This window comes from Bradyrhizobium sp. USDA 4510, from assembly GCF_054059095.1.
The window spans coordinates 7883938-7905745 of the sequence record NZ_JBSSBT010000001.1; the positions used below are offsets into that span (position 1 = coordinate 7883938).

At 65.2% G+C, this 21808-nt stretch carries 25 protein-coding genes and 1 pseudogene; 15 read left to right on the top strand and 11 right to left on the bottom strand.

The annotated features are described in order from the left end of the window. Positions 1–8: 8 nt before the first annotated feature. The 6 genes from ACVMDN_RS36615 to ACVMDN_RS36640 all read left to right on the top strand — a co-directional run bounded on the left by ACVMDN_RS36615 (position 9) and on the right by ACVMDN_RS36640 (position 5819). Positions 9–1208, top strand: a complete 1200-nt coding sequence (locus ACVMDN_RS36615; protein ID WP_076834651.1) for an MFS transporter — start codon at positions 9–11, stop codon at positions 1206–1208. Between the two features lie 134 nt (positions 1209–1342). Beyond that, positions 1343–2425, top strand: coding sequence for a quinone oxidoreductase family protein (locus tag ACVMDN_RS36620; RefSeq protein WP_076834653.1), 1083 nt, complete (start codon positions 1343–1345; stop codon positions 2423–2425). A gap of 9 nt (positions 2426–2434) precedes the next feature. Beyond that, positions 2435–3196 (top strand): tRNA (guanosine(37)-N1)-methyltransferase TrmD, encoded by a 762-nt coding sequence (gene trmD / locus ACVMDN_RS36625; RefSeq protein ID WP_076834655.1) that lies wholly within the window; start codon positions 2435–2437, stop codon positions 3194–3196. 109 nt (positions 3197–3305) lie between these two features. Next, positions 3306–3686 (top strand): 50S ribosomal protein L19, encoded by a 381-nt coding sequence (rplS, locus tag ACVMDN_RS36630; RefSeq protein ID WP_018269387.1) that lies wholly within the window; start codon positions 3306–3308, stop codon positions 3684–3686. 345 nt (positions 3687–4031) lie between these two features. Then, the gene (gene leuC, locus ACVMDN_RS36635) at positions 4032–5438 is read left to right on the top strand and encodes a 3-isopropylmalate dehydratase large subunit (protein WP_076834656.1); all 1407 of its coding nucleotides are present in this window, start codon (positions 4032–4034) and stop codon (positions 5436–5438) included. A gap of 171 nt (positions 5439–5609) precedes the next feature. Next, complete coding sequence (locus tag ACVMDN_RS36640; RefSeq protein WP_016847629.1) at positions 5610–5819, top strand: hypothetical protein; 210 nt, start codon at positions 5610–5612, stop codon at positions 5817–5819. A gap of 125 nt (positions 5820–5944) precedes the next feature. On the opposite strand, the pseudogene ACVMDN_RS36645 reads toward ACVMDN_RS36640, so the two are convergent. Continuing rightward, positions 5945–6511: pseudogene (locus tag ACVMDN_RS36645) on the bottom strand (hypothetical protein). A 158-nt stretch (positions 6512–6669) separates the two neighbouring features. On the opposite strand from ACVMDN_RS36645, the gene ACVMDN_RS36650 reads away from it, so the two are divergent. Beyond that, the gene (locus tag ACVMDN_RS36650; RefSeq protein ID WP_076834711.1) at positions 6670–6963 is read left to right on the top strand and encodes a DUF1330 domain-containing protein; all 294 of its coding nucleotides are present in this window, start codon (positions 6670–6672) and stop codon (positions 6961–6963) included. A gap of 77 nt (positions 6964–7040) precedes the next feature. On the opposite strand, the gene ACVMDN_RS36655 is transcribed toward ACVMDN_RS36650, so the two are convergent. From ACVMDN_RS36655 to ACVMDN_RS36665, 3 genes are all read right to left on the bottom strand, one after another. Continuing rightward, positions 7041–7376: a hypothetical protein gene (locus ACVMDN_RS36655; protein ID WP_076834713.1), complete on the bottom strand. Its 336-nt coding sequence runs from the start codon at positions 7374–7376 to the stop codon at positions 7041–7043. Between the two features lie 127 nt (positions 7377–7503). Continuing rightward, positions 7504–7737 carry a hypothetical protein gene (locus ACVMDN_RS36660; protein WP_057020951.1) on the bottom strand — a complete coding sequence of 78 codons (234 nt, stop codon included), beginning with the start codon at positions 7735–7737 and terminating at the stop codon, positions 7504–7506. Between the two features lie 553 nt (positions 7738–8290). Then, positions 8291–8617, bottom strand: coding sequence for a hypothetical protein (locus tag ACVMDN_RS36665; RefSeq protein WP_057020952.1), 327 nt, complete (start codon positions 8615–8617; stop codon positions 8291–8293). A gap of 115 nt (positions 8618–8732) precedes the next feature. On the opposite strand from ACVMDN_RS36665, the gene ACVMDN_RS36670 reads away from it, so the two are divergent. The 3 genes from ACVMDN_RS36670 to ACVMDN_RS36680 all read left to right on the top strand — a co-directional run bounded on the left by ACVMDN_RS36670 (position 8733) and on the right by ACVMDN_RS36680 (position 10703). Further along, a complete protein-coding gene (locus ACVMDN_RS36670) occupies positions 8733–9131 on the top strand; it encodes a metallopeptidase family protein (protein ID WP_016847635.1) in 399 nt (132 codons plus the stop codon). Between the two features lie 87 nt (positions 9132–9218). Continuing rightward, a complete protein-coding gene (gene leuD / locus ACVMDN_RS36675) occupies positions 9219–9821 on the top strand; it encodes a 3-isopropylmalate dehydratase small subunit (protein WP_057020954.1) in 603 nt (200 codons plus the stop codon). Positions 9822–9914: 93 nt separating this feature from the next. Then, positions 9915–10703, top strand: a complete 789-nt coding sequence (locus ACVMDN_RS36680; protein WP_076834660.1) for a hypothetical protein — start codon at positions 9915–9917, stop codon at positions 10701–10703. 169 nt (positions 10704–10872) lie between these two features. On the opposite strand, the gene ACVMDN_RS36685 is transcribed toward ACVMDN_RS36680, so the two are convergent. Continuing rightward, on the bottom strand, positions 10873–11751 hold the full coding sequence (locus tag ACVMDN_RS36685; protein WP_141341390.1) for an HpcH/HpaI aldolase/citrate lyase family protein: 879 nt from the start codon (positions 11749–11751) through the stop codon (positions 10873–10875). Between the two features lie 142 nt (positions 11752–11893). Here ACVMDN_RS36685 and ACVMDN_RS36690 point away from each other — a divergent pair, with 142 nt between their 5' ends. Next, the gene (locus tag ACVMDN_RS36690; protein WP_057020957.1) at positions 11894–12550 is read left to right on the top strand and encodes a carbonic anhydrase; all 657 of its coding nucleotides are present in this window, start codon (positions 11894–11896) and stop codon (positions 12548–12550) included. Position 12551: 1 nt separating this feature from the next. Here ACVMDN_RS36690 and ACVMDN_RS36695 read toward each other — a convergent pair whose 3' ends face one another. Together ACVMDN_RS36695 and ACVMDN_RS36700 are read right to left on the bottom strand one after the other, a co-directional pair. Next, positions 12552–13112 (bottom strand): TIGR00645 family protein, encoded by a 561-nt coding sequence (locus ACVMDN_RS36695; RefSeq protein WP_076834665.1) that lies wholly within the window; start codon positions 13110–13112, stop codon positions 12552–12554. A gap of 38 nt (positions 13113–13150) precedes the next feature. Beyond that, on the bottom strand, positions 13151–14185 hold the full coding sequence (locus tag ACVMDN_RS36700; RefSeq protein WP_076834668.1) for an aspartate-semialdehyde dehydrogenase: 1035 nt from the start codon (positions 14183–14185) through the stop codon (positions 13151–13153). Between the two features lie 116 nt (positions 14186–14301). Here ACVMDN_RS36700 and ACVMDN_RS36705 point away from each other — a divergent pair, with 116 nt between their 5' ends. Further along, on the top strand, positions 14302–15096 hold the full coding sequence (locus ACVMDN_RS36705; protein WP_076834670.1) for a hypothetical protein: 795 nt from the start codon (positions 14302–14304) through the stop codon (positions 15094–15096). 176 nt (positions 15097–15272) lie between these two features. Further along, entirely contained in the window at positions 15273–15677 is a 405-nt protein-coding gene (locus ACVMDN_RS36710) for a hypothetical protein (RefSeq protein WP_057020960.1), read from the top strand. Between the two features lie 176 nt (positions 15678–15853). Here ACVMDN_RS36710 and leuB read toward each other — a convergent pair whose 3' ends face one another. After that, positions 15854–16966 (bottom strand): 3-isopropylmalate dehydrogenase, encoded by a 1113-nt coding sequence (gene leuB / locus ACVMDN_RS36715; protein ID WP_076834674.1) that lies wholly within the window; start codon positions 16964–16966, stop codon positions 15854–15856. Between the two features lie 262 nt (positions 16967–17228). Between leuB and ACVMDN_RS36720 the strand changes: the two genes are divergently transcribed. Then, positions 17229–18092, top strand: coding sequence for a DMT family transporter (locus ACVMDN_RS36720; protein WP_076834675.1), 864 nt, complete (start codon positions 17229–17231; stop codon positions 18090–18092). 89 nt (positions 18093–18181) lie between these two features. Continuing rightward, on the top strand, positions 18182–19390 hold the full coding sequence (locus tag ACVMDN_RS36725) for a YbfB/YjiJ family MFS transporter (RefSeq protein ID WP_076834677.1): 1209 nt from the start codon (positions 18182–18184) through the stop codon (positions 19388–19390). 114 nt (positions 19391–19504) lie between these two features. On the opposite strand, the gene ACVMDN_RS36730 is transcribed toward ACVMDN_RS36725, so the two are convergent. The 3 genes from ACVMDN_RS36730 to ACVMDN_RS36740 all read right to left on the bottom strand — a co-directional run bounded on the left by ACVMDN_RS36730 (position 19505) and on the right by ACVMDN_RS36740 (position 21668). Beyond that, entirely contained in the window at positions 19505–20290 is a 786-nt protein-coding gene (locus ACVMDN_RS36730) for a molybdopterin-binding protein (protein WP_076834679.1), read from the bottom strand. A 10-nt stretch (positions 20291–20300) separates the two neighbouring features. After that, positions 20301–20933 carry a cytochrome b/b6 domain-containing protein gene (locus ACVMDN_RS36735; RefSeq protein ID WP_076834681.1) on the bottom strand — a complete coding sequence of 211 codons (633 nt, stop codon included), beginning with the start codon at positions 20931–20933 and terminating at the stop codon, positions 20301–20303. A gap of 180 nt (positions 20934–21113) precedes the next feature. Then, entirely contained in the window at positions 21114–21668 is a 555-nt protein-coding gene (locus ACVMDN_RS36740; RefSeq protein ID WP_057020966.1) for a fasciclin domain-containing protein, read from the bottom strand. Positions 21669–21808 lie beyond the last annotated feature (140 nt).

Sequence of the window (21808 nt, forward strand, 5' to 3'; positions counted from 1 at the left end):
GGGCGGCAATGAGCGTGTCGGCCGAAACCGGCACGACGCGGCCCGACCGTGCCCGGTCAACCCGCACCCTGACCGTGACCGGGCTCAACCACGCCCTCCACGACGGCTACACCGACGTCATCTACGTGCTGCTGCCGGTCTGGCAGGCCGAATTCGCGCTGAGCTACGGCCTGCTGGCGCTGCTGCGCGGGCTCTATGCCGGCGCCATGGCCGGGCTGCAGATTCCGGTCGGACGCATCGCGGAGCGGATCGACGGCAAGGTGATCCTGATCGCGGGCACGGCGCTGTCCGCAGTCGGCTACGCGTTTGCTGGATGCTCCGGCGGTGTCATTGGCCTCGGCCTGGCGCTCGCGCTCTCCGGCGCGGGATCGAGCACGCAGCATCCGATCGCTTCCGCCGCGGTGTCGCGCGCCTATGGCGCAGCGGCGCGCGGGCCGCTCGGTATCTACAATTTCTCGGGCGATCTCGGCAAGGCGGCGATCCCGGCCCTGACCTCGATCCTGCTGGTGATCATGTCGTGGCGGCACGCGCTGCTCGTGCTCGCTCTCGCAGGCTTGCTCGTCGCGGTCTGCATTGCGCTCTGGATGCCGGCCGTCGGCAAGGGCGCCGAGCACAAGGCGGCATCAGCATCGCGCGGCGCCAGCACAGGCTGCGGCTTTCATTGGCTGCTCGCGATCGGAATTCTCGACACCGCGGTCAGGATGGGCTTTCTCACCTTCCTGCCGTTCCTGTTGCGCGACAAGGGCGCCTCGCTGCCGACCAACGGCCTTGCGCTGGCGCTGGTCTTCATCGGCGGCGCGGCGGGAAAATTCACCTGCGGATGGCTCGGCGCGCGGGTCGGGACGCTGCGCACGGTGCTGATCACCGAAGGTGGTACGGCGGCGCTGATCGTGGCCGTGCTGGTGTTGCCGCTGGCGCCGGCCATCGTGCTGCTGCCGCTGCTCGGCGTGATGCTCAACGGCACCTCCTCGGTTCTCTACGGCACGGTGCCCGAACTCACCCCCGCGCATCAGACCGAGCGCGCCTTCGCGCTGTTCTATACCGGAACGATCGGATCGGGCGCGATCGCGCCTGTTATCTACGGCCTGCTTGGCGACGCGCTCGGCCCGTCGCTCGCGACCGCAGCAACCGCGCTCACGGCGCTGGCGATTTGTCCGCTTGCCGTCGCGCTCGCGCGGCATCTCGCTGACGATCCGACGACGGCGTGACCATAACGTGGGTTAGCCCGTAGCCCGGATAAAGCGCAGCGCAATCCGGGGCCGCTCGTCATTGCTTGCGTGATTCCCGGATTGCGCTTCGCTCCATCCGGGCTACTTAAGCAATGGTCTCACGGAGCATCCCAATGACAAGCACGCACAAGGCCTGGCGGCTGCACGCCCACAACGATCTGCGCTTCGAGGATGTCACGACGCCGATGCCCGCGCCCGATGGCGTCGTGGTGCGGATCGAAGCCGGCATGGTGCTGTCCTACACCAACAGGCTGCTGTCCGGCGCACTGCCCTACAGCCTGCCACCGATGCCGTTCGTGCCGGGCACCAACGCGATCGCGCGCGTCGTCGCCGCCGGCGACAACGTCACGCACGTGCAAAGCGGTGACCGCGTGTTCCTGAGCCCGCATCTGCGCGGCGACGTGCCGGATCGCGATCCGCCGCAGATCCTGATCGGCCTCACCGCCACGGTGACGACGCCGGAGGCGCTCGCATTGCAGGCGCGCTGGCGCGACGGCGTATTCGCGGAGATCGCGCACTGGCCGGCCGCCTGCGTTACGCCACTTGCCAATCTCGACGACAAGCCGGCGACCGAGCTGATCGGGCTCGCAAAACTGATCGTGCCGTTCGGCGGCTTGCAGCGCTCCGGCCTGCGCGGCGGGCAGACCATCATTGTCAACGGCGCGACCGGCTATTTCGGTTCGGGCGGCGTGATGCTCGCGGTCGCGATGGGCGCGGGCCGCGTCGTCGCCGTCGGCCGCAAGGAGGCCGCGCTCGAGCAGTTGCGCGACGCGTTCGGCCCGCGCGTCATTCCCGCCGTCGTCAGCGGCGATGCCGCAGCCGACCTTGCGGTCATCCGCCGCGCCGCTGGCGGCAGCGCCGATGTCGCGCTCGATCTGCTCGGCACCGCCAAGAGCACCTCGACCACACTGTCCTCCCTGCGCGCGCTCAGGCGTGGCGGCCGGATGGTGCTGATGGGCAGCGCCGAGGTGCCGCTCGAACTCTCGTTCCGCGAGATGCTGGCCAACGACTGGGAGGTGGTCGGGCAGTTCATGTACGACCGCACGGCACCAGGCCAGATCGCCGGCCTCGCCGCCGAAGGCCTGCTGGACCTGCGCAAGATCAATGTCGCGACCTTCAAGCTTGCCGACTTCCGACGCGCGGTGGACGCGGCCGCGATGATGCAGAGCCTCGACCTCACGGCCGTGGTGCCGTAACCAGAGGCCATGACATCGCAAGACACCACAGCCCAGGCGACACCATGGCGCGCCACCGTGCTGACCCTTTTCCCGGACATGTTTCCGGGGCCGCTCGGCGTGAGCCTCGCCGGCAAGGCGCTGGCTGGCGGACTCTGGGCGCTGGAAGCGCGCGACATCCGGGCCTCGGCCACCGACAAGCACCGCAGCGTCGACGACACGCCGGCCGGCGGCGGCCCCGGCATGGTGCTGCGGGCCGATGTGCTGGCGGCGGCGATCGACGCCGCTGATATCGCGCCTGACCGTCCGCGCCTCTTGATGAGCCCGCGCGGTCGGCCATTGACCCAGACCCAGGTCGCGGAGCTGGCGGCCGGGCCCGGGCCCCTGATCGTCTGCGGCCGCTTCGAGGGCATCGACCAGCGGGTGATCGAGGCGCGGGGCCTCGAGGAGGTCTCGATCGGCGATTATGTGCTGTCCGGCGGCGAAATCGCCGCGATGGCCCTGATCGACGCCTGCGTCCGCCTGTTGCCGGGGGTGATGGGCAAGCAGGCCTCGGGAACCGAGGAAAGCTTTTCCGAAGGACTACTGGAATACCCGCAATACACCCGCCCGCAGGAGTTCGAGGGCAGGCAGATCCCGGAAATCCTGATTTCCGGCGATCACGCCAAGGTCGCGGCCTGGCGGCTGGCCCAATCCGAGGCCCTGACGGCGGCCCGGCGGCCCGATCTCTGGGCCCGCAAGGCCGGCCAAAAAGCCGCTCGGCGAGGGACAAAAAACACGACAGACGGGTGACAAACCCTGCGCTTTGCCTTATACGGGCGGCCAAATCCGCACCCGCGCAGGATAGATGGACGTTTGCGCAGCCCGCGAAAGGCTGGGCGCGCCGCCGATGGAGATTTCGATGAACCTTATTCAGCAGCTCGAAAAAGAGCAGTTCGACAAGCTCGCCGCCACCAAGGATATCCCGGAATTCGGCCCCGGCGACACCGTCATCGTCAACGTGAAGGTGGTCGAAGGCGAGCGTACCCGCGTGCAGGCCTATGAGGGCGTTTGCATCGGTCGTTCCGGTCAGGGCCTCAACGAGAGCTTCACCGTGCGCAAGATCTCCTACGGCGAAGGCGTCGAGCGCGTCTTCCCGGTGATGTCGCCGATGATCGACTCGATCAAGGTCGTGCGTCGCGGCAAGGTTCGTCGCGCCAAGCTTTATTATCTGCGCAACCTGCGCGGCAAGTCGGCCCGCATCGTCGAGAAGCAGGACCGCCAGACCGCCGTTGGCGAGTAACGTTTCCCTCAGGGGATGTGACCGAAAGCGCGGGGCCTGCCCCGCGCTTTTTTGTTGCGGCGCGCCTATCTGACTTGCAGGCCCGCGCAATCGATCGATTGTCGCCGCTATGAGCCCTGTGTTAGAAATTTAGAATGGTTCCGGATCAAGCAAGCCAGACCTGCCAGCGCGTCGTGATCGACGATCGCTCGCGGCTGCCCGGCCGCTTCTTCGGTCGCTTTGCGACGTCGGCAACGTCCGAGCTTAGACGCGCAGCGTAACGCTGCCTGGACGCTTTCGCCTGCTCGCGCGCTTAAGACGCGCTCATGCCATCCCACCACTGAATTTCTTCTGGAGCTGAAGCTCATGTCCAAACCGACCACGCTGTACGACAAGATCTGGAACGACCATCTGGTCCACGAGGCCGACGACGGCACCTGCCTGCTCTATATCGATCGCCACCTGGTGCACGAGGTGACCTCGCCGCAGGCGTTCGAAGGGCTGCGCGCCGCCGGCCGCAAGGTGCACGCGCCCGAGAAGACGCTCGCCGTCGTCGACCACAACATCCCGACCACCGACCGTTCGAAGCCGAACCCCGACCCTGAAAGCATCGAGCAGATGCGGGTGATGGCCGAGAACGCCAAGGAATTCGGCATCGAGTATTACAACGAGTTCGACAAGCGCCAGGGCATCGTTCACGTCATCGGCCCGGAGCAGGGTTTTACGCTGCCCGGCACCACCATCGTCTGCGGTGACAGCCACACCTCGACGCATGGCGCGTTCGGCGCGCTCGCGCACGGCATCGGCACCTCCGAAGTCGAGCACGTGCTGGCGACGCAGACGCTGATCCAGAAGAAGGCCAAGAACATGCGCGCGATCGTCGACGGCAAGTTGCCCGAAGGCGTGACCGGCAAGGACATCATCTTGGCGATCATCGGCGAGATCGGCACCGCCGGCGGCACCGGCTATGTGCTGGAATATGCCGGCGAGGCGATCCGTGCGCTCTCGATGGAAGGCCGCATGACGGTCTGCAACATGTCGATCGAAGGCGGCGCGCGCGCCGGCCTGGTTGCGCCCGACCAGAAGGCGTTCGACTTCCTGCGCGGCCGCCCGAAGGCGCCGAAGGGCGCCGCCTGGGACGCCGCGATGCGCTACTGGGAGACGCTGCGCTCCGACGAGGGCGCGCATTTCGACCACGAGATCCGGCTCGATGCGGCCAAGCTGCCGCCGATCGTCACCTGGGGCACGAGCCCTGAGGACGTGATCTCGGTGACCGGCTTCGTGCCCGATCCCGACAAGATCGCCGATGAGGCCAAGCGCATCTCCAAGCATCGCGCGCTGAAATATATGGGCCTGATCGCCGGCACGAAGATCACCGACATCAAGCTCGACCGCGTCTTCATCGGCTCCTGCACCAACGGCCGCATCGAGGACCTGCGCGCTGCCGCGAAGATCGCCGAGGGCAAGACTGTCAACGGCAATGTCAACGCGATGATCGTGCCGGGCTCCGGCATCGTGAAGGAGCAGGCGGAAGCCGAAGGCCTCGACAAGATCTTCATTGCGGCCGGCTTCGACTGGCGCGAGCCAGGCTGCTCGATGTGCCTTGCGATGAACCCGGACAAGCTGAAGCCGGAAGAGCGCTGCGCCTCGACCTCGAACCGCAATTTCGAGGGCCGCCAGGGCTTCAAGGGCCGCACTCATCTGGTGTCGCCCGCGATGGCCGCGGCCGCCGCGATCGCCGGACACTTCGTCGACGTCCGCGACTGGCGGTAAGGTACGCGCCAGATTCTTTTTTGACGCGTTTTCTTCACGCGAACCGGGGCCACTTCGCTCGAAAACGCTATTGCTTCGTCTCAAGCTCGAGCCGTTTCGGAAACGGCTCGTTAACGGGGCGCACGCACACTGCCTCCTTGCGAAAACAAGCCTTCGCAAGGAGCGCGTGCCGTGGCCGATAAACCCGAATTCGTCGACATGATCAGCGACGCGACGCGCCAGAAGCGCCGTCGTGCCGTGGCGCGCATCATCGATCCGCTTCCCGAGGTGAAGGAAACCTCGCGCCTCAGCCACTGGCCGCCGGAGCGCTGGACGCAATGGCGGATGGAAAACCTGACGCCGTGGAAGATAAAGTCCTGGAAGCTGAAGAACTGGGACTAACGCCCCTTTCTTGACGCGTTTTCTTCACGCGAAGCGGCGCCCACTTCGTTCGAACACGCTCCAGCGCGCAAAGAGAGGGACCCAACAAGACGGGCGCCGTGAGGCGCCCGCTGTCATTTCAAACTTTACCAATAGACGCGATACGGCCGCCAGTAGTGACGGTGGTGCCACCACGGCCGGCAGATCCGGCGCGGTCCGTAATAGGTCCAGACCACCCGGCAACGGCGGTGATGATAATAGGCCGGGTAATAGTAGGACGATCCGTAGAAGAAGCGCCGGTGATGGAAGTGCCGGCGGTAATAGGGCCGATAGCCGTAGCGGTAACCGCCGCCGTAGAAGCGGTGGTAGCCACCATAATGGCGATGGAAGCCGCCATAGCGATAGCCGCCATGGAACGCCGGCGCGGCGCGGAAGCCGCCACCACGGAAGCCGCGGCCGTGAAATCCGCCGCCGTGGAATCCACCACCGCGGAAGCCGCCACCATGAAAACCTCCGCCGCCGTGGCCGCCACCGCCGTGCCGGACCTAGGTCGTCATGGCATCGGCCGCAGACCTTGCCGCGGGCGCGGCGGCCGGGCTCGCCAGCGACAGCGCTTCGGCGCGCTGCTGCGAAGCAACCGACAATGCGAAGACAGCGGCCGCCGCAACGCCGAGACGGCGCACCAATCCGCGCCGCAAATAGCTCTCCCTCATCTCTGAACCTCCCTGACAACGGCAACGAGCACCAAGCTGCATGGCAGCCGGTTTCATTGCGTTCATTGCAGTCGCTCCCGGCATGACGCTAGAAATCGCTGAGTGAATGCGCCATGAACGCGCAAAACGCTGCGGCGAAACGTCCGGGAGAAACGTCAGTGACTGTCTATGTGATCGTGCAACTCAAGATGACCGATCGCGCCGCCTATGATCGGTATCAGGCGCGCTTCTTCGACGTATTCAAGAAGTTCAACGGACGCCTGCTGTCGGCCGACGAACAGCCCGCGGTGCTCGAGGGCAGCTGGGATCGCGACAAGCTGGTGCTGATGTCATTCCCTGACGAAGCCGCATTCCGCGCCTGGTCGGAGTCGCCCGAATATGTCGAGATCTCCAGGGATCGCAAGGCGGGTGCGCAGGGCATTGTGCTGCTGGCGAAGGGCTTCGCGCCCTGAGGCGGACGGAGCGGCTCCGATCGGAGAGCTGCTCTCTTGTTGCACGGCTGATGTCGCGCACGGCGCGACTGCGTGCATCACCAGAACGGGCCGAACCCGAAGCCGAAGGTGAATGGCGCCGGCGCAGCATAGGGGTACGGCCGATAGTAATAGGGCCGCCCGTAATAATAGGAGCCGTACTGCCGATAATAGGAATAGGGCCGGTAGTACGGCCGGTAATAAGGACGGTAGCCGTAGTGATAGTGGCGACGATGGTAATGATGATAGCGCTGCGCGCTGATATCCGTTGCCTTGCCTACTTGCCGCTGCGGTGCCGCGGCCTGCGGCTGGGCTGATGCCGCGGCGGTTGCCGATGCCGGCGCCGTCAACGCGAATGTACAAGCGACAGCCGCGACACCGATCCATCTCATCATGATCAACTCCTGCAGATTGCGATGGATATCATCTCGCGTGCGCGAATCTGCCGGTTTGATGGCTGAGAACGACAACAGGCCCGCTGCTCACGGGCCTGTGTCTCAACTGCGCTAATACGCCGCGCGATCAACGGCGCCAGTGGCGACGATGCCCCCAGCCGCGGTGATGTCCGCGATGCCAGCCACGATGCCAGCCGCGCCCACCCCAGCGTACCTGCGTGGTCGCCTGGTTCGCGTTGTCCTGAACCGTGGCGGCTGTGCCCGGCGTGGCGAGCGACATCGCGCTTGCACGCTCGGCCGGCGCCGCCAACACCAACACGGCACCGACAGCCGCGAGCCCCAGAACCTTCATCGCCTTCATGAATTGTCTCCTTGATCCTTTGATGTCACGTCTTGCAGCGACGACTTGAACTTCTGCTTGACGCGTTTTCCTCACGCGAACCGGTGTCCGTCCCGCATCACGCGCGGGACAGGCTCCGCTGGAAAACGCTTCAGCTTTCGAATCGACGCCGTTGCCGCGACGCAGATCGCTAGCAGAATGCGGACGACGTGAATGGGAAGTGAATGACTGCGCCACGAACATGAATGCTGCCGGCGCGCTTCAGGTTCCGGCACTGCGCGCGATTTTTCGCGTTGGTGTGCAAACGACATAGACGATGGTCGTATCTCGCGTTCTGTCCGTTGCAGGATTGCCATGACACAAACGCGCACGCAGGTGGCTGCTTCGAACAGCCCTCGCGGCGCTCAGCTGTTCCATCATGCTCGGCGATGTCGCGCTCGCCGCCAAGGACCGGGCGACGACATCGGCACCGCAAGCCATCGCACGCGGATGCTGATGGCGGCGGCGGTTTATGGGCGACAGGTTTGATCGCGGCTGTTGCGATGATCGGCGCAACGCGCCGACATACGCGTAACTAGCCCGGCCGCCAGAAGCAGTTCATGCGCGGCGTGATCACGGTACCGCTCGGCCGGTGCTCCTGCACATAGGTCGCGGTGCAGTCGCGCACGGCGTTCGGACCGGGGTTGTAGCGCGGGATGACATCGGGTTCCCAATGATCGGGCCGGGACCGGTAGATCGGCACGCGCTTCAGCCGGCGGCGCTCGACGACGCGCGTGCGCGCGACCGGTGCCGCCTCGCCGACGCGCGCCTCAGCCGCCGCGCTCTGTGCCTGCGCCTTTGTCGCCGGGAGCGAGAGCCCGACTGCTACAGCCAACAGCGCTGTCGCCACGATCCGTTTCATTACGCCCACCCAAGCTCGATTCTTGAGCCCCATTCGTGGGCGGCACGGTCTCCCATTGCGCCGCCAAGGTCAACTGCGCTGGCGCCGCCGATAGCACTCGCGCTAAAGGAGTGTCATGTGGACCACAGAAAAAGCCCCCTCGCTGGCCGAGATGGAGGCCATGGCGCACGAGGTTTTCGAGCGCCTGCCCAAGACGTTCCGGGCCCTCTGCGAGGGCCTGATCATCCGCGTCGACGACTTTCCGACCGACGAGGTGCTCGACGAGATGCAGGCCGAGAGCGAGTTCGACCTGCTCGGCCTGTTTCAGGGCATCGGCCTGCCGCAGCAGAGCCATAGCGACGTGGCCCGGCTGCCCAACCTGGTCTGGCTGTACCGCCGGCCGATCCTGGATTACTGGGCGGAGCACGACGAGACCCTCGGCCACATCGTTCGCCACGTGCTGATCCATGAGATCGGGCACCATTTCGGCCTCTCCGACGCCGATATGGAGGCGATTGAGGCCGATGCGGGCTAGCCCTGCAGAAATGGCCCTTTTACCGCTGTCACATTCGCGATAAACATCCGGCCGATATCCGCTATTTTTTGCCCGGGAAGAGCACCGATGGATAAGTTCACCACGCTGGAAGGCGTCGCGGCGCCGCTGAAGATCATCAATGTCGACACCGACATGATCATTCCGAAGCAATACCTCAAGACCATCAAGCGCACCGGCCTTGGCAAGGGGCTTTTCTCCGAGCAGCGCTACAAGGATGACGGCAGCGAGAACCCGGATTTCGTCCTCAACCAGCCCGCCTATCGCAACGCGAAGGTGCTGGTCGCCGGCGACAATTTCGGCTGCGGCTCGAGCCGCGAGCACGCGCCCTGGGCACTGCTCGACTTCGGCATCCGCTGCGTGATCTCGACCTCGTTTGGCGACATCTTCTACAACAACTGCTTCAAGAATGGCATCCTGCCGATCCGCGTGTCGCAGGAGGACCTCGACAAGCTATTCGACGACGCCGAGCGCGGCGCCAACGCGACGCTGACCATCGACCTCCCCAACCAGGAGATCCGCGGTCCCGACGGCGGCAAGGTCAAGTTCGAGATCGACCCGTTCCGCAAGCACTGCCTGATCAACGGCCTCGACGACATCGGCCTGACGATGGAAAAGAAATCGTCGATCGACAGCTACGAGACGAAGCTCAAGGAACGCGCCTGGGCTTGAGGCTCAGCGCATCATCGTGCCCCGGTGCCGTCAGGCGCCGGGGCTTTTCTTTGCCGAATTCGCTCGCCGCAAACCCGCTGATAGCTGACGCGCATGCTGCCTGACATCGTCACCTTCTGGCACGGCTCGATGGACGCGCTGCGCCAGACCTGCCTGCGCTCGCAGGCGGCGGCGGGGCACAAGGTCACCGTCTACAGTTTCGATCCGATTCCCGGCCTGCCCGACGGTATCGGCAATGCCGGAGCCGAAGCCGTGCTGCCGCATTCGTTCGCGGAGAAGCTGCGCCCGGCGGAGCCCGACGGCTCGTGGCGCGACTGGACCATGCTGCAGTTCAGCGACTTCTTCCGCATGCGGCTGATGGCGCGGCGCGCCGGTCTCTGGCTCGACGCTGACGTGCTGCTGCTGAAGGGCGTCGAGCTCGATCCGGCCAAGCCCTATTTTGCCTGGGAGCGGCCGCGGCAGCTCGGCAACTCCGTGCTGTATCTGCCGACCGACGATCCAATCGTGCGCGCGTTCGAGGCGCTGATGCAGCAGGACGAGCTGATCCCGGACTGGCTGGCGCTGCGCCATCGCCTGACCTTTGCGATGCGCCGGCTGCGCGGCAAGTCCAATCGCCTCGCCGACATCCGTGTCGCGATCTACGGCCCGGCGGCGCTCACCGCGCTGGCGCGCCGCGCAGGCGAATTGCAGCACGCGCTGCCGAAGCGATCATTCTACGCCGTGCATGCCGAGCCGAAGCTGTTCTTCGAGCCGTCGGATTTTTCGCGCTACCTGAACGATCCCGGGATCATCGGCCTGCACATCTCGCCGAAAGGGCGCGGCAAGGAGGCGCCGATCCCGGGCAGCCTCTACGCGTGGGCGGCGGAGAGGTTTGGAGCGTAACGCAAACACCGCTGCACCCTCTCCCCTTGTGGGAGAGGGTGGCTTCGCGAAGCGAAGCCGGGTGAGGGGTTCTCTCCCACGGGAGAATCCCGGAAGCGGAGATAACCCCTCATCCGGCGCTTCGCGCCACCTTCTCCCACAGGGGGGAGAAGGAAGACGCTTCGCTGGGCTAATGCCCCATCGCGGCGACCGCATCGGCGATCGCGATCGTGCGCCTGGCCATCTCGGCGTGCAGGCGCTCGACCATGCGGCCGTCGAGCTGGATCGCGCCGCGCGAGGCGTTCTCCGGCTTCTCGAAAGCGGCAATGATCTTGCGCGCCTCGGCGACCTCGGCCTCGGGCGGCGTGAAGATCGCGTTGCAGGCATCGATGTGGCTCGGATGGATCAGCGTCTTGCCGTCGAAGCCGAGATCGCGGCCCTGCGCGCATTCCTCCGCGAAGCCGTCGACATTGCTGATGTCACTGTAGGGCCCGTCGAGGATCTCGAGCCCGTGCGCGCGGGTCGCCAGGATGCAATGCGTGATCATCGGAATCATCGCCGCGCGGCCCGGCTTCATCCGGATCCGGGTTTCGCGGGCAATGTCGTTCGGCCCGAACACGAAGCCGGCGAGCCGGGTTTCGGAATCCTTCGATGCCGCGGCCAGCTTGTCGGCGTCGAGCACCGCGCGCGCGGTCTCGATCATCGCCCAGACCCGGATCGAGGCAGGCGCATTGATGTCGCTGAGGCGATCGGCGACGGCGTTGAGATCGTCGACGGTCGAAATCTTGGGAACCAGGATCCCGTCCGGCTGCGCCTTGCCGGCCATGCCGATGTCGTCGACCCACCAGGGCGTGTCGAGCGCGTTGATGCGGATCAGCATCTCGCGCTTGCCGAAGCCCTTGGCGGCGACCGCCTTGGCGATCTGCTCCCGGGCTGTGGCCTTGGCGTCGGGGGCAACGGAATCCTCCAGGTCGAGGATAATGCCGTCCGCCGGCAGCGTCCGGGCCTTTTCCAGCGCCCGTGCATTCGATCCCGGCATGAACAACAGGCTGCGGCGCGGACGGGTCATCGACATTCTCCTGGGGGCTTGGGCTCCGCCACTGTCCATTGTTTAGGCATCGGACGGAACCATTCTTCGACGCTGCCGTATCATCTCAGGCCACACGCCGAAAGTCTTGTTCCCGTTACCCGCATGTGGTTAGCCAGAGGCCATGAAATTCTTTCCGAAGCAGTTGATCGACGGCTACCGGACGTTCGCCACCCAGCGGCTGCCGACTGAACAGTCCCGCTACCGCGACCTGTCGGAGCGCGGCCAGTTTCCCGAGACCATGGTGATCGGCTGCTGCGACTCCCGCGTTTCGCCGGAGGTGATCTTCGACGCCGGCCCCGGCGAGTTGTTCGTGGTCCGCAACATCGCCAATCTGGTTCCGGTCTATCAGCCCGACAGCAACGCCCACGGCGTCTCGGCCGCGCTGGAATATGCCGTGACCGTTTTGAAGGTGAAGAACATCGTGGTGCTGGGCCACGCGCAGTGCGGCGGCATCCGCGCCTTCGTCGACAAGATCAAGCCGCTCACGCCCGGCGACTTCATCGGCAAATGGATGCAGATGTTCATCAAGCCCGGCGAAATCGTCGAGCAACGCGAGCATGAGACCATGCAGGACTTCGTCGTCCGCATCGAGAAGGCCGCGGTGTTCCGCTCGCTGGAGAACCTGATGACGTTCCCATTCGTGCGCGAACGCGTCGAGAGCGGCGAGATGCAGCTGCACGGTGCCTATTTCGGCGTCGCCGAGGGCTCGCTGTTCGTGCTCGACCGGGTCGCGAAGGAATTCATCAGCGTCCGCGACGAGCTGAAATCAGACCAGTAATCTACTCGCTGCCGTGATGGCCGCTGCCCCAGCGGTCGGAGATCGCGAGCATGAAGGACGACACCACGAATACCAGGTGCACGCCGACCAGCCAGGCGAGCTTGCTGGGATCGAACGCGGTATCGAGGTTCATGAACGCCTTCAGCACCTGAATCGCCGAGATCGCGACGATCGACGCCAGCAGTTTTTGCTTCAGGCCGCCGAAATCGACCTTGGTCATCCAGTCCGGCCAATCCGGATGCCCTTCCGGATCGATCTTCGAGACGAAGTTCTCGTAGCCTGAGAACACCACGATCAGGATCAGATTGCCGGTCAGCGAGATGTCGATCAGCGCCAGCACGCCGAGAATGATGTCGGATTCCTTGGCATCCGGCACATGCAGGATGAAGTGCCACAGCTCCATGCAGAACTTGAACAGCAATGCCGCGAGGCTGATGACGAGACCGAAATAGAACGGCGCCATCAGCCAGCGGCTGTTGAACAGCAGGTTCTCGAAACGACGTTCAACCCGCTTCAGCGTCGGATTGGGCCGATAGGTCCCCGGTTGTTCCGCTTCCGCCATGCCACGCGCTTCCTGACGCCGTATTCCCGCGGCAGCTTTTATGCCGCCTTCTGCTTGGCGGTGATCAGCTTGCGGTTGATCAGGACTTCGGCGATCTGCACGGCATTGAGCGCCGCGCCCTTGCGCAGGTTGTCCGACACGCACCAGAAAGACAGGCCGTTCTCCACCGTCGCGTCCTCGCGGATGCGGCTGATATAGGTCGCGTCCTCCCCGGCAGCCTCATAGGGCGTGACGTAGCCGCCCGGCTCGTGCTTGTCGATCACGAGGCAGCCCGGCGCGCGGCGCAGGATGTCGCGCGCCTCGTCCGCCGTGATCGGATTGGCGAACTCGACATTGACGGCTTCGGAGTGACCGACGAAGACCGGCACGCGTACGCAGGTGGCGGCGAGCTTGATCTTCGGATCGAGGATCTTCTTGGTCTCCGCCATCATCTTCCACTCTTCCTTGGTGTAGCCGTCTTCCATGAAGACGTCGATCTGAGGAATGACGTTGAAGGCGATGCGCTTCGGAAACTTCTTATTGACCAGCTCGTCATTGGTGTAGACGGCCTTGGTCTGCGAGAACAATTCGTCCATTGCGTCCTTGCCGGCGCCCGACACCGATTGATAGGTCGAGACCACGACGCGCGTGATCGTCGCCTTGTCGTGCAGCGGCTTCAGCGCGACGACGAGCTGCGCGGTCGAGCAGTTCGGGTTGGCTATGATGTTCTTCTTGGTGAAGCCGGCGGTCGCATCCGCGTTCACTTCGGGCACGATCAGCGGCACGTCGGGGTCCATGCGCCAGGCCGAGGAGTTGTCGATCACGACGGCGCCGGCGGCGCCGATCTTGGGTGACCATTCCTTGGAGACCGAGCCGCCGGCCGACATCAGGCAGATGTCGATGTCGGAGAAGTCATAGTGCTCGAGCGCCTTCACCTTCAGCGTGCGGTCGCCATAGGAGACCTCGATGCCGACGCTGCGGCGCGAGGCCAGCACGATGACCTCGTCGGCGGGGAATTTGCGCTCGTCGAGAATGTTGAGCATTTCGCGCCCGACATTGCCGGTCGCTCCGACCACCGCGACTTTGTAACCCATCGTTCACTCTCCGACGAAAAATGCCCGTTCCCCCGCAAGCTGCGGAAAGGGAAGAGGCAGCGCTTCTATGCGAGAAACCCCGTCAAGACAACGTTGCGTAGCTTTTGAGCGTTTTGATGCGTTTATTTCGGGCCGATCCGGCCGCGCCCCATCATACGAGAAATCCGTCAGCACTGACGAGCTTCGTCGACGAGGTGTACGCGACGCTCTCCCGGCTGTTCGCCTATGTCGCCGTGCTCGCGCTGTTCGTCGTCCTCGGCAACTATCTATGGAAGCAACTGCCCGACGCAACGGCGATGGCGGCCCCTGCCGCCGCAGGCTGGAGCCCGGCCGGCCGCACGGCGCCGGCCTTTGCCGTAAGCCGGCTCGATCTGCGAGATAAAACAGAGACTTACGAGATCTTCCGGCACCCCGAGGGCGGCCGCAAGGACGCCTTCCGTTGGGCCGATGCCAACGGTGCAACAGTCGCCGAGCTGGAAATCTATCGCCCCGGCGGCGAGGCCATGGGGCCTGCGGTCACCGAGATTGTCGGGCGGCTCCACCCGGGCGGCGTCCGCGAGTTCGAGGCTGCCGGCATCGTCGACAGCAAGTTCGGCAGCGTCACCTTGCTGCGCCCGGCGCGGCAGGACGGCGACCGCGCCTGCCTCGGCTTCCTCAAGCAGGCCGACGCGCCTGACCTCCGGATCTCCGGCTGGACCTGCCAGGGCGCCAGCCTGCCGGCCCGGCGCGCCGCGATCATCTGCATGCTGAACCGCCTGACCCTGCTGGCCGCGGGCAACGATCCGCGGCTCGCCGCCCTGTTCGCGCATGCCGAGCTCAAGCGCACCGACTGCGTTACCTCCGGCGCGCCGGCCCTGTCGGCCGACTGGGTCATGGGCAGCGAGAACCCGCGCCTGCGCGGCGCCCTTTGATGGCGAGACCGTGGCAAGGCACTGGTTTTCATGAAACTTTTGGACTTGGACACGCATTATCTCGGCCGGTGTGGCGCAATTGACCTAGTGACGGCCTCCCCACCATGGCTACAATGTGTTCCGAGTGATTTCGGCGGACGCGCCAGCCCCGACGGGGCCGTAATGACGAGGATGCGATGACCCTAGAATTCCCTGCCGCGAACAAGCTCGTGGTGTTGCTTGCCGCGGCTGCCGTCACCGCAACCGCGTTCGGCATGACCGCAGCCAGCGCGCAGAGCCCGAGCACACGCAAGCAGCAGGAGCAGTATGACCGCGATGGCCGCCGCTACTACGGCGCGCAGGGTCCGAACCGGGTCTATCAGCAGGGTCCGCGCACCCGCGTTTACGTCACCACGCGCTCGTGGCTCGACGCCGGCACCGAAGTGCTGCCGGGCGACCGCAAGTTCAACGACTACGCCTATCCGCCGGAGATCGGTTATCCCTCGTTCGCGCGTGAGAACAACAACCGCCCGATCGATCGCCAGCCGCTCAGCCCGCCGGCCGATCTCGGCGGCTATCCGCGGAATTTCCCGCTGTACTGAGAATTTCGGCGAGCAGCCGATACGAAAATGCCCGGCTCCGGCCGGGCATTTTCATTTTTGGTGCTGTCATTCCGGGGCATCGCGCAGCGATGAACCCGGAATCTCGAGATTCTAAGGTGCGCAAGCGCACACCATAGTTCGATGCTACGCATCGCCCCGGAATGACGGCAGAGCCGTCACGCGTGCAGCTTCTGCAATTCCTTCAGGATCGCCTCGCCCATCTGGCTCGTGCTGGCCGGCGTGGTGCCTTCCGACTTGATGTCGGCGGTGCGCAGGCCGCTGGCGAGCACGGCCGCGATCGCCGCATCGACCTTGTCGGCGAGCTCGCCCATGTCGAAGGAATAGCGCAGCGCCATGCCGAACGACGAGATCATCGCGATCGGATTGGCGAGGCCTCGGCCTGCGATATCGGGCGCCGAGCCGTGCACCGGCTCGAACAGCGAGCGCCGCTTCTTCGTCTTCGAATCGACTTCGCCGAGCGAGGCCGACGGCAGCATGCCGAGCGAGCCGGTCAGCATCGCCGCGATGTCCGACAGCATATCGCCGAACAGATTGTCGGTCACGATGACGTCGAACTGCTTCGGCGCCTTGACGAGGTTCATACCGCCGGAATCGGCGAGCTGGTGCTCGAGCGTGACGTCCTTGTATTCGCGCGCGTGGACCTGGGTCATGACCTCGTTCCAGAGCACGCCCGACTTCATGACGTTGCGCTTCTCCATCGACGTCACCTTGTTGCGGCGCTTGCGCGCCAAGTCGAAGGCGACGCGGCCGATGCGCTCGATCTCGTAGGTGTCATAGACCTGGGTGTCGACCGCGCGCTTCTGGCCGTTGCCGAGATCGGTGATGGTCTTCGGTTCGCCGAAATAGACGCCGCCGGTGAGCTCGCGGACGATCATGATATCGAGCCCCTCGACCACGTCGCGCTTCAGGCTCGAGGCCTCGGCGAGCGCCGGGTAGCACACCGCCGGGCGCAGATTGGCGAACAGGCCGAGATCCTTGCGCAGCCGCAGCAGGCCGGCCTCGGGACGCACCTCATAGGGCACGCTGTCCCACTTCGGGCCGCCGACCGCGCCGAAGACCACGGCGTCCGCCGCCGTCGCCTTGGCCATGTCGCCCTCGGAGATCGACACCTTGTGGGCGTCATAGGCGGAGCCGCCGACCAGGCCCTGCTCGGTCTCGAACTTCGCGATGCCCTGCGCATTCAGCCAGTCGATCAGGCGCTGCACCTCGGCCATCACTTCGGGGCCGATGCCGTCGCCGGGGAGAAGCAGCAGTTTATGGGTCGCCATGGTGTTACCTCGAGCTAATCGTTGTTGTCGTTGCCGGGCAAGAGCGCGAAGCGCGTCCTCGCACAGATGACCCGGCAATCCATCCCGCTTCGAAAGGCCTCTGAAGATGGATGGATGCCCGGGTCGAGCCCGGGCATGACGAGCGGGGGAAATCCGGCCGGAGTGCTAAAGCGCCGGAGCCGGATTGGCAAGGCACCTCGGATCGGCCCAGAATGGTCCCAACGGGCAACCCGCGCCTCTAGAAGCCAACAAGACGGACCTCATGACCGCAGCCATCGTCTACGCCTTCGCCTCGGCGATTTTCCTCGGCGCCGGGGTGGTGCTGGCGCAGCTTGGCCTGCGCACCGTCGAGCCGCTGTCGGGCGCCGCGATCAGCGTGCCCACTTTCACCCTGCTATTCCTGGTGCTGTCGCCGCTGATCCTGCATGGCGAGCCGGTGGTCTGGCGTGCGCTGCCGATCTTCATGGCGATCGGGCTGTTCTTCCCGGCCTCGCTGACGCTCCTGACCTTTGCGTCAAACCGGGCGCTGGGACCGGTCATCACCTCGACGCTGGGCAATCTGGCGCCGCTGTTTGCGGTCACCGCCGCCGTGGTGCTGCTGCACGAGCCCTTGCTGCCGCAGCAGCTCATCGGCCTCGTCGTCGCGGTCGCGGGCGCCGCCATCATCACCGTGACGAGGCCGCGCGACCTCGGCCATTGGCGCAGCTGGGCGCTGCTGCTGCCGCTTACCAGCGCGCTGGTGCGCGGCATCGTGCCGCCGATCGCCAAGCTCGGCCTTGCGATCTGGCCGAGCCCGCTATGGGCCTGCCTGGTCGGCTACGTCATGTCCTCGCTGGTGGTGCTGACCGTGCAACGGGTCCGCAAGGGCAGCTTCATGGTGCAGGCGCCGCGCGAGGGCCGGTTCTGGTTCGCGCTGACCGGGATCAGCAACGGGCTCAGCGCGCTCAGCCTGTTCGCCGCGGTCCGCAACGGCCCGATCACGCTGGTGGCGCCGCTCGCCGCGATCTACCCGCTGGTCACCGTGGCGATGAGCGCGGTGGTGCTCAAGCATGTCGAGATCACCGCGCGGATCGTCGGCGGAACCCTGCTGACCGTGATCGGCGTCGCGCTGGTCCTGATCGCCTGATTGCCTGATACGCAAGACAGTGTTGCGGGCATCGGCGCTGGGCAGCGCCGCCGCGGCCTGTCACAATGGCCGCATTGCCGGAGTGAATTGTGAGAGCCCCCGCCCCGTCCTACCCGCATGCCGCGCGGCTGATCCTTATTCTGTCGCTCGCACCGACGGTCGGTCTCGGCATCGGCCGGTTTGCCTATTCGCTGGTGCTGCCCGACATGCGCGAGCAGCTGGCCTGGTCCTATTCGGCCGCCGGCTTCATGAACACGATCAACGCCGCCGGCTATCTGGTCGGCGCGCTGCTCGCCTCACGCCTGATCGAACGCTTCGGACTTGCCGCATCGGTGCGCTGGTCGACGCTGGCCTGCGCGCTGTCGCTGGCGCTTTGCGCCCTCACGGGCAATTTCGTGGTGCTGAGCTTTGCCCGCCTGCTGGTGGGCTTCGCCGCCGCGATCGGCTTCGTCGGCGGCGGCGCGCTCGCGGCAACCATCGCGCAATCGCGACCCGAACGCGCGAATTTCCTGCTCAGCCTGTTCTATGCCGGGCCGGGCGTCGGCATCCTCGCATCGGGCTTGATCGCGCCCTTCGTGCTGCAGGGCTTCGGCGCCGGCTCGTGGTCGATCGTGTGGTGGGCGATGACGCTACTTTCCGCGATCATGACCGTGCCGCTGATGCTGGCGCCGCTCCACGCCAACACCGCCGCCGGCGGCATCGTGCGGACCCAATTCGCTGTCATGCCGGTCCTGATCTACCTCGCCGCCTACTTCCTGTTCGGCGCCGGCTACATCGCCTACATGACTTTCATGATCGCCTATGTCCGGGACGGCGGCGGCGGCGCAGCTGCACAGAGCGCGTTCTGGAGCCTGATCGGCGTCAGCGCATTCGTGACGCCCTGGGTCTGGGGGCGGGTGCTGGCGCTCGACCGCGGCGGGCTCGCCACCACCATCATCCTCGGCGTCAACGCCCTCGGCGCCAGCCTGCCGATCTTCGGGCATTCGCCGCTGCTGCTGGCGATCTCGGCGCTGGTGTTCGGCGTCGCCTTCTTCGCCGTGGTCGGCTCGACCACCGCCTTCGTGCGTTTCAACTACCCGCCGCAAGCCTGGCCGACCGCGATCGCGGCGATGACCATCGCCTTCGGCATCGGCCAGACGCTCGGACCGATCGTGGTCGGCGCCATCACCGACGCGGTCGGCAGCCTGTCATTCGCGTTGAATGTCTCGGCCGCGATGCTCGCGCTCGGCGCGCTGCTGTCGGCGTTTCAGAGGAAGGTCCCCTCCCAGCGTCGTCCCGGCGAAGGCCGGGACCCATAACCACAAGCGGTTGCGATGGAAGGGAACGTCTCCCCTCGTACCTATTCCCGCGGCCGCGGGGTATGGGTCCCGGCTCCCGTGCGCAATTGCGCATTAGGCCGGGACGACAGCGAGTTAGCTCCCGCTGAACGAATTGTAGCCCTGGTCTTCCCAGTAGCCGCCCTTGTAGTCGTTGGTGACTTCCATCGAGAGCACGTATTTCGGGTTCTTGAAGCCGAGCTTGGTCGGGACCCGGATCTTCATCGGAAAGCCGTAGGCGCGCGGCAGGATCTCGTCGCCGAATTTGAACGTCATCTGGGTCTGCGGGTGCAGCGCCGAGCGCATGTCGAGCGGCGAGTTGTAGCCGTCCTTGTCGGCGCACTGGAACCAGACATATCTGGCACGGGTGTCGGCGCCGACCAGCTTGAGGAAATCGCGCAAGGGTGTACCGGTCCAGCTGCCGATCGCGCTCCAGCCTTCGACGCAGATATGCCGCGTCACCTGCTTGACCTGCGGCAGCTTGTACAATTCGTCGAGCGTCCACGACTTCTTGTTCTCGACCAGCCCGCGCACCTCGAGCTTCCAGTCCGCTGCCGCAATCTCAGGCGCGTCGTCGAGATCGTAATAGGCGTTGAACGGGAACGGCTTGGTGATCATGCTCTCGGGGAAGGTCGGCGCCAGCGCATCCGGATTGAACATCCAGGCCTGCACCGCATCGTTGAACTTCGACACCTGCTTCAGCATTTCCTCGGCTGACGACGAATCGACCACATCGCAGCCGGTGAGCAGCGTCAGCGCGCCGAGGCTGGTGCCCGCCGTGATGAAGCGGCGGCGCGTCAGCTCCGGCATCGTCTTCACCGCATCGCGCACGAGCAGCTTCTTGTCGACACCGGGGATCAGGAGCTTGCGGAGACGACCCATGACTACCTCCCTAGCGTCCGATGATCATGGCGCGCAGGCTCTTCGGCACCAGCAGCGCGAGCGCGACATGGATCACCAGGAAGGCGACGATCAGCGCCATGCAGGTGAAGTGAACGTAGCGGGCGAAATCGTAGCCGCCGAACAGCGACACCAGCCAATGCAGCTGCACCGGCTTCCACATCGACAGGCCGGACAGCACGATGACGACGCCGACCACGATGATGCCGGCATAGAGCAGCTTCTGCACCGAATTGTATTTGCTGAGATCGTCATGCGACAGCTTGAAGGCCAGCGCCGCCTTGGTGTCGGCAATCACGCCGCCGGGGGTGATCGGCAGCAGCTTCTTGCGGAAGCGGCCGGTGGCGAAACCCAGCGCCAGATAGACCAAGCCGTTGGCCATCAACAGCCACATCGCGGCGAAATGCCAGAGCAGCGCACCGCCGAGCCAGCCGCCGAGCGTAATGCTCCGCGAGAAGGTGAAGCTAAATAGCGGCGAGGCGTTGTAGATCTGCCAGCCGGACATGATCATCAGGATCATCGCGAAGGCGTTGATCCAGTGCACCATGCGCACCCAGACCGGCTGGATCGCCTTCGCGGGCGTCGCGGTCTCTGCCTGGTGGTCGCTGACGGCAAGGCTCGTCATGGGATGTCTCTGCTCGTGATCGTTACCAGGTTATACGCCCGGAACCGGCGTTCCGTTACGGGGTCAGGCATCATCAGTTTGATATAGGCTGCTTCACATGGTCACAAAAATGCGAGCCGGGCGAGGCGCCGGCTCGCTATGTCGCGGGTCCTTTGAGGGACTAAAGCAGGCCGCCAGGTGTTACGTCGCCGGCATCAGCACGGTATCGACCACATGGATGACGCCGTTCGACTGGTTGACGTTGGAAATCGTCACCATCGAGCTGCCGCCCTTGGCATCGACGATCCAGACCTTGCCGTCCTGCTTCTTGACGGTCAGCTCCTCGCCCTCGGCGGTCTTCAGCTTCTTGCCGTCGGTGAGGTCGGAGGCCTCGAGCTTGCCCGGCACCACATGGTAGGTGAGGATCTTGGTCAGCGTCGCCTTGTTCTCGGGCTTGACGAGGGTGTCGACGGTTCCGGCCGGCAGCTTGCCGAACGCGGCATTGGTCGGCGCGAACACCGTGAACGGGCCCTTGCCTTCCAGCGTGCCGACCAGGCCCGCAGCCTTCACTGCGGCGACGAGCGTGGTGTGATCCTTCGAGTTGACGGCGTTCTGCACGATGTTCTTCGACGGGAACATCGCGGCGCCGCCGACCATCACGGTCTTTTCCTCGGCACGGACCGGCGCCACGACAGTGGCGGTGATCGCAAGCGCGCTGAAGGCGGCGGCGGCGAGATAGGCAATACGCTTCGACATGGTTTCATCTCCCGATGAGTAGGCCGACCGGCGAGGCTTCGCCGGCGTTGAAGGGGCAACAACGGCGCGTGCTGGTTGATCAGTGCGTCGTCGTTGGCTGAGCTACGGCAGGCTTTCCGGACGGTTTCCGGAAATAATTC

Bases quoted from the DNA above. Each gene is read 5' to 3' on its own strand.
- ACVMDN_RS36730 (WP_076834679.1), bottom strand. From the start codon at position 20,290: ATGGGTCGTCTCCGCAAGCTCCTGATCCCCGGTGTCGACAAGAAGCTG.
- ACVMDN_RS36680 (WP_076834660.1), top strand. From the start codon at position 9,915: ATGCTGCCTGACATCGTCACCTTCTGGCACGGCTCGATGGACGCGCTG.
- ACVMDN_RS36705 (WP_076834670.1), top strand. From the start codon at position 14,302: ATGCGTTTATTTCGGGCCGATCCGGCCGCGCCCCATCATACGAGAAAT.
- ACVMDN_RS36720 (WP_076834675.1), top strand. From the start codon at position 17,229: ATGACCGCAGCCATCGTCTACGCCTTCGCCTCGGCGATTTTCCTCGGC.
- trmD (WP_076834655.1), top strand. From the start codon at position 2,435: ATGACATCGCAAGACACCACAGCCCAGGCGACACCATGGCGCGCCACC.
- ACVMDN_RS36655 (WP_076834713.1), bottom strand. From the start codon at position 7,376: ATGATGAGATGGATCGGTGTCGCGGCTGTCGCTTGTACATTCGCGTTG.
- ACVMDN_RS36660 (WP_057020951.1), bottom strand. From the start codon at position 7,737: ATGAAGGCGATGAAGGTTCTGGGGCTCGCGGCTGTCGGTGCCGTGTTG.
- rplS (WP_018269387.1), top strand. From the start codon at position 3,306: ATGAACCTTATTCAGCAGCTCGAAAAAGAGCAGTTCGACAAGCTCGCC.
- leuC (WP_076834656.1), top strand. From the start codon at position 4,032: ATGTCCAAACCGACCACGCTGTACGACAAGATCTGGAACGACCATCTG.
- ACVMDN_RS36710 (WP_057020960.1), top strand. From the start codon at position 15,273: ATGACCCTAGAATTCCCTGCCGCGAACAAGCTCGTGGTGTTGCTTGCC.
- ACVMDN_RS36740 (WP_057020966.1), bottom strand. From the start codon at position 21,668: ATGTCGAAGCGTATTGCCTATCTCGCCGCCGCCGCCTTCAGCGCGCTT.
- ACVMDN_RS36665 (WP_057020952.1), bottom strand. From the start codon at position 8,617: ATGAAACGGATCGTGGCGACAGCGCTGTTGGCTGTAGCAGTCGGGCTC.
- ACVMDN_RS36695 (WP_076834665.1), bottom strand. From the start codon at position 13,112: ATGGCGGAAGCGGAACAACCGGGGACCTATCGGCCCAATCCGACGCTG.
- leuB (WP_076834674.1), bottom strand. From the start codon at position 16,966: ATGGCGACCCATAAACTGCTGCTTCTCCCCGGCGACGGCATCGGCCCC.
- ACVMDN_RS36685 (WP_141341390.1), bottom strand. From the start codon at position 11,751: ATGACCCGTCCGCGCCGCAGCCTGTTGTTCATGCCGGGATCGAATGCA.
- ACVMDN_RS36700 (WP_076834668.1), bottom strand. From the start codon at position 14,185: ATGGGTTACAAAGTCGCGGTGGTCGGAGCGACCGGCAATGTCGGGCGC.
- leuD (WP_057020954.1), top strand. From the start codon at position 9,219: ATGGATAAGTTCACCACGCTGGAAGGCGTCGCGGCGCCGCTGAAGATC.
- ACVMDN_RS36670 (WP_016847635.1), top strand. From the start codon at position 8,733: ATGTGGACCACAGAAAAAGCCCCCTCGCTGGCCGAGATGGAGGCCATG.
- ACVMDN_RS36735 (WP_076834681.1), bottom strand. From the start codon at position 20,933: ATGACGAGCCTTGCCGTCAGCGACCACCAGGCAGAGACCGCGACGCCC.
- ACVMDN_RS36620 (WP_076834653.1), top strand. From the start codon at position 1,343: ATGACAAGCACGCACAAGGCCTGGCGGCTGCACGCCCACAACGATCTG.
- ACVMDN_RS36615 (WP_076834651.1), top strand. From the start codon at position 9: ATGAGCGTGTCGGCCGAAACCGGCACGACGCGGCCCGACCGTGCCCGG.
- ACVMDN_RS36690 (WP_057020957.1), top strand. From the start codon at position 11,894: ATGAAATTCTTTCCGAAGCAGTTGATCGACGGCTACCGGACGTTCGCC.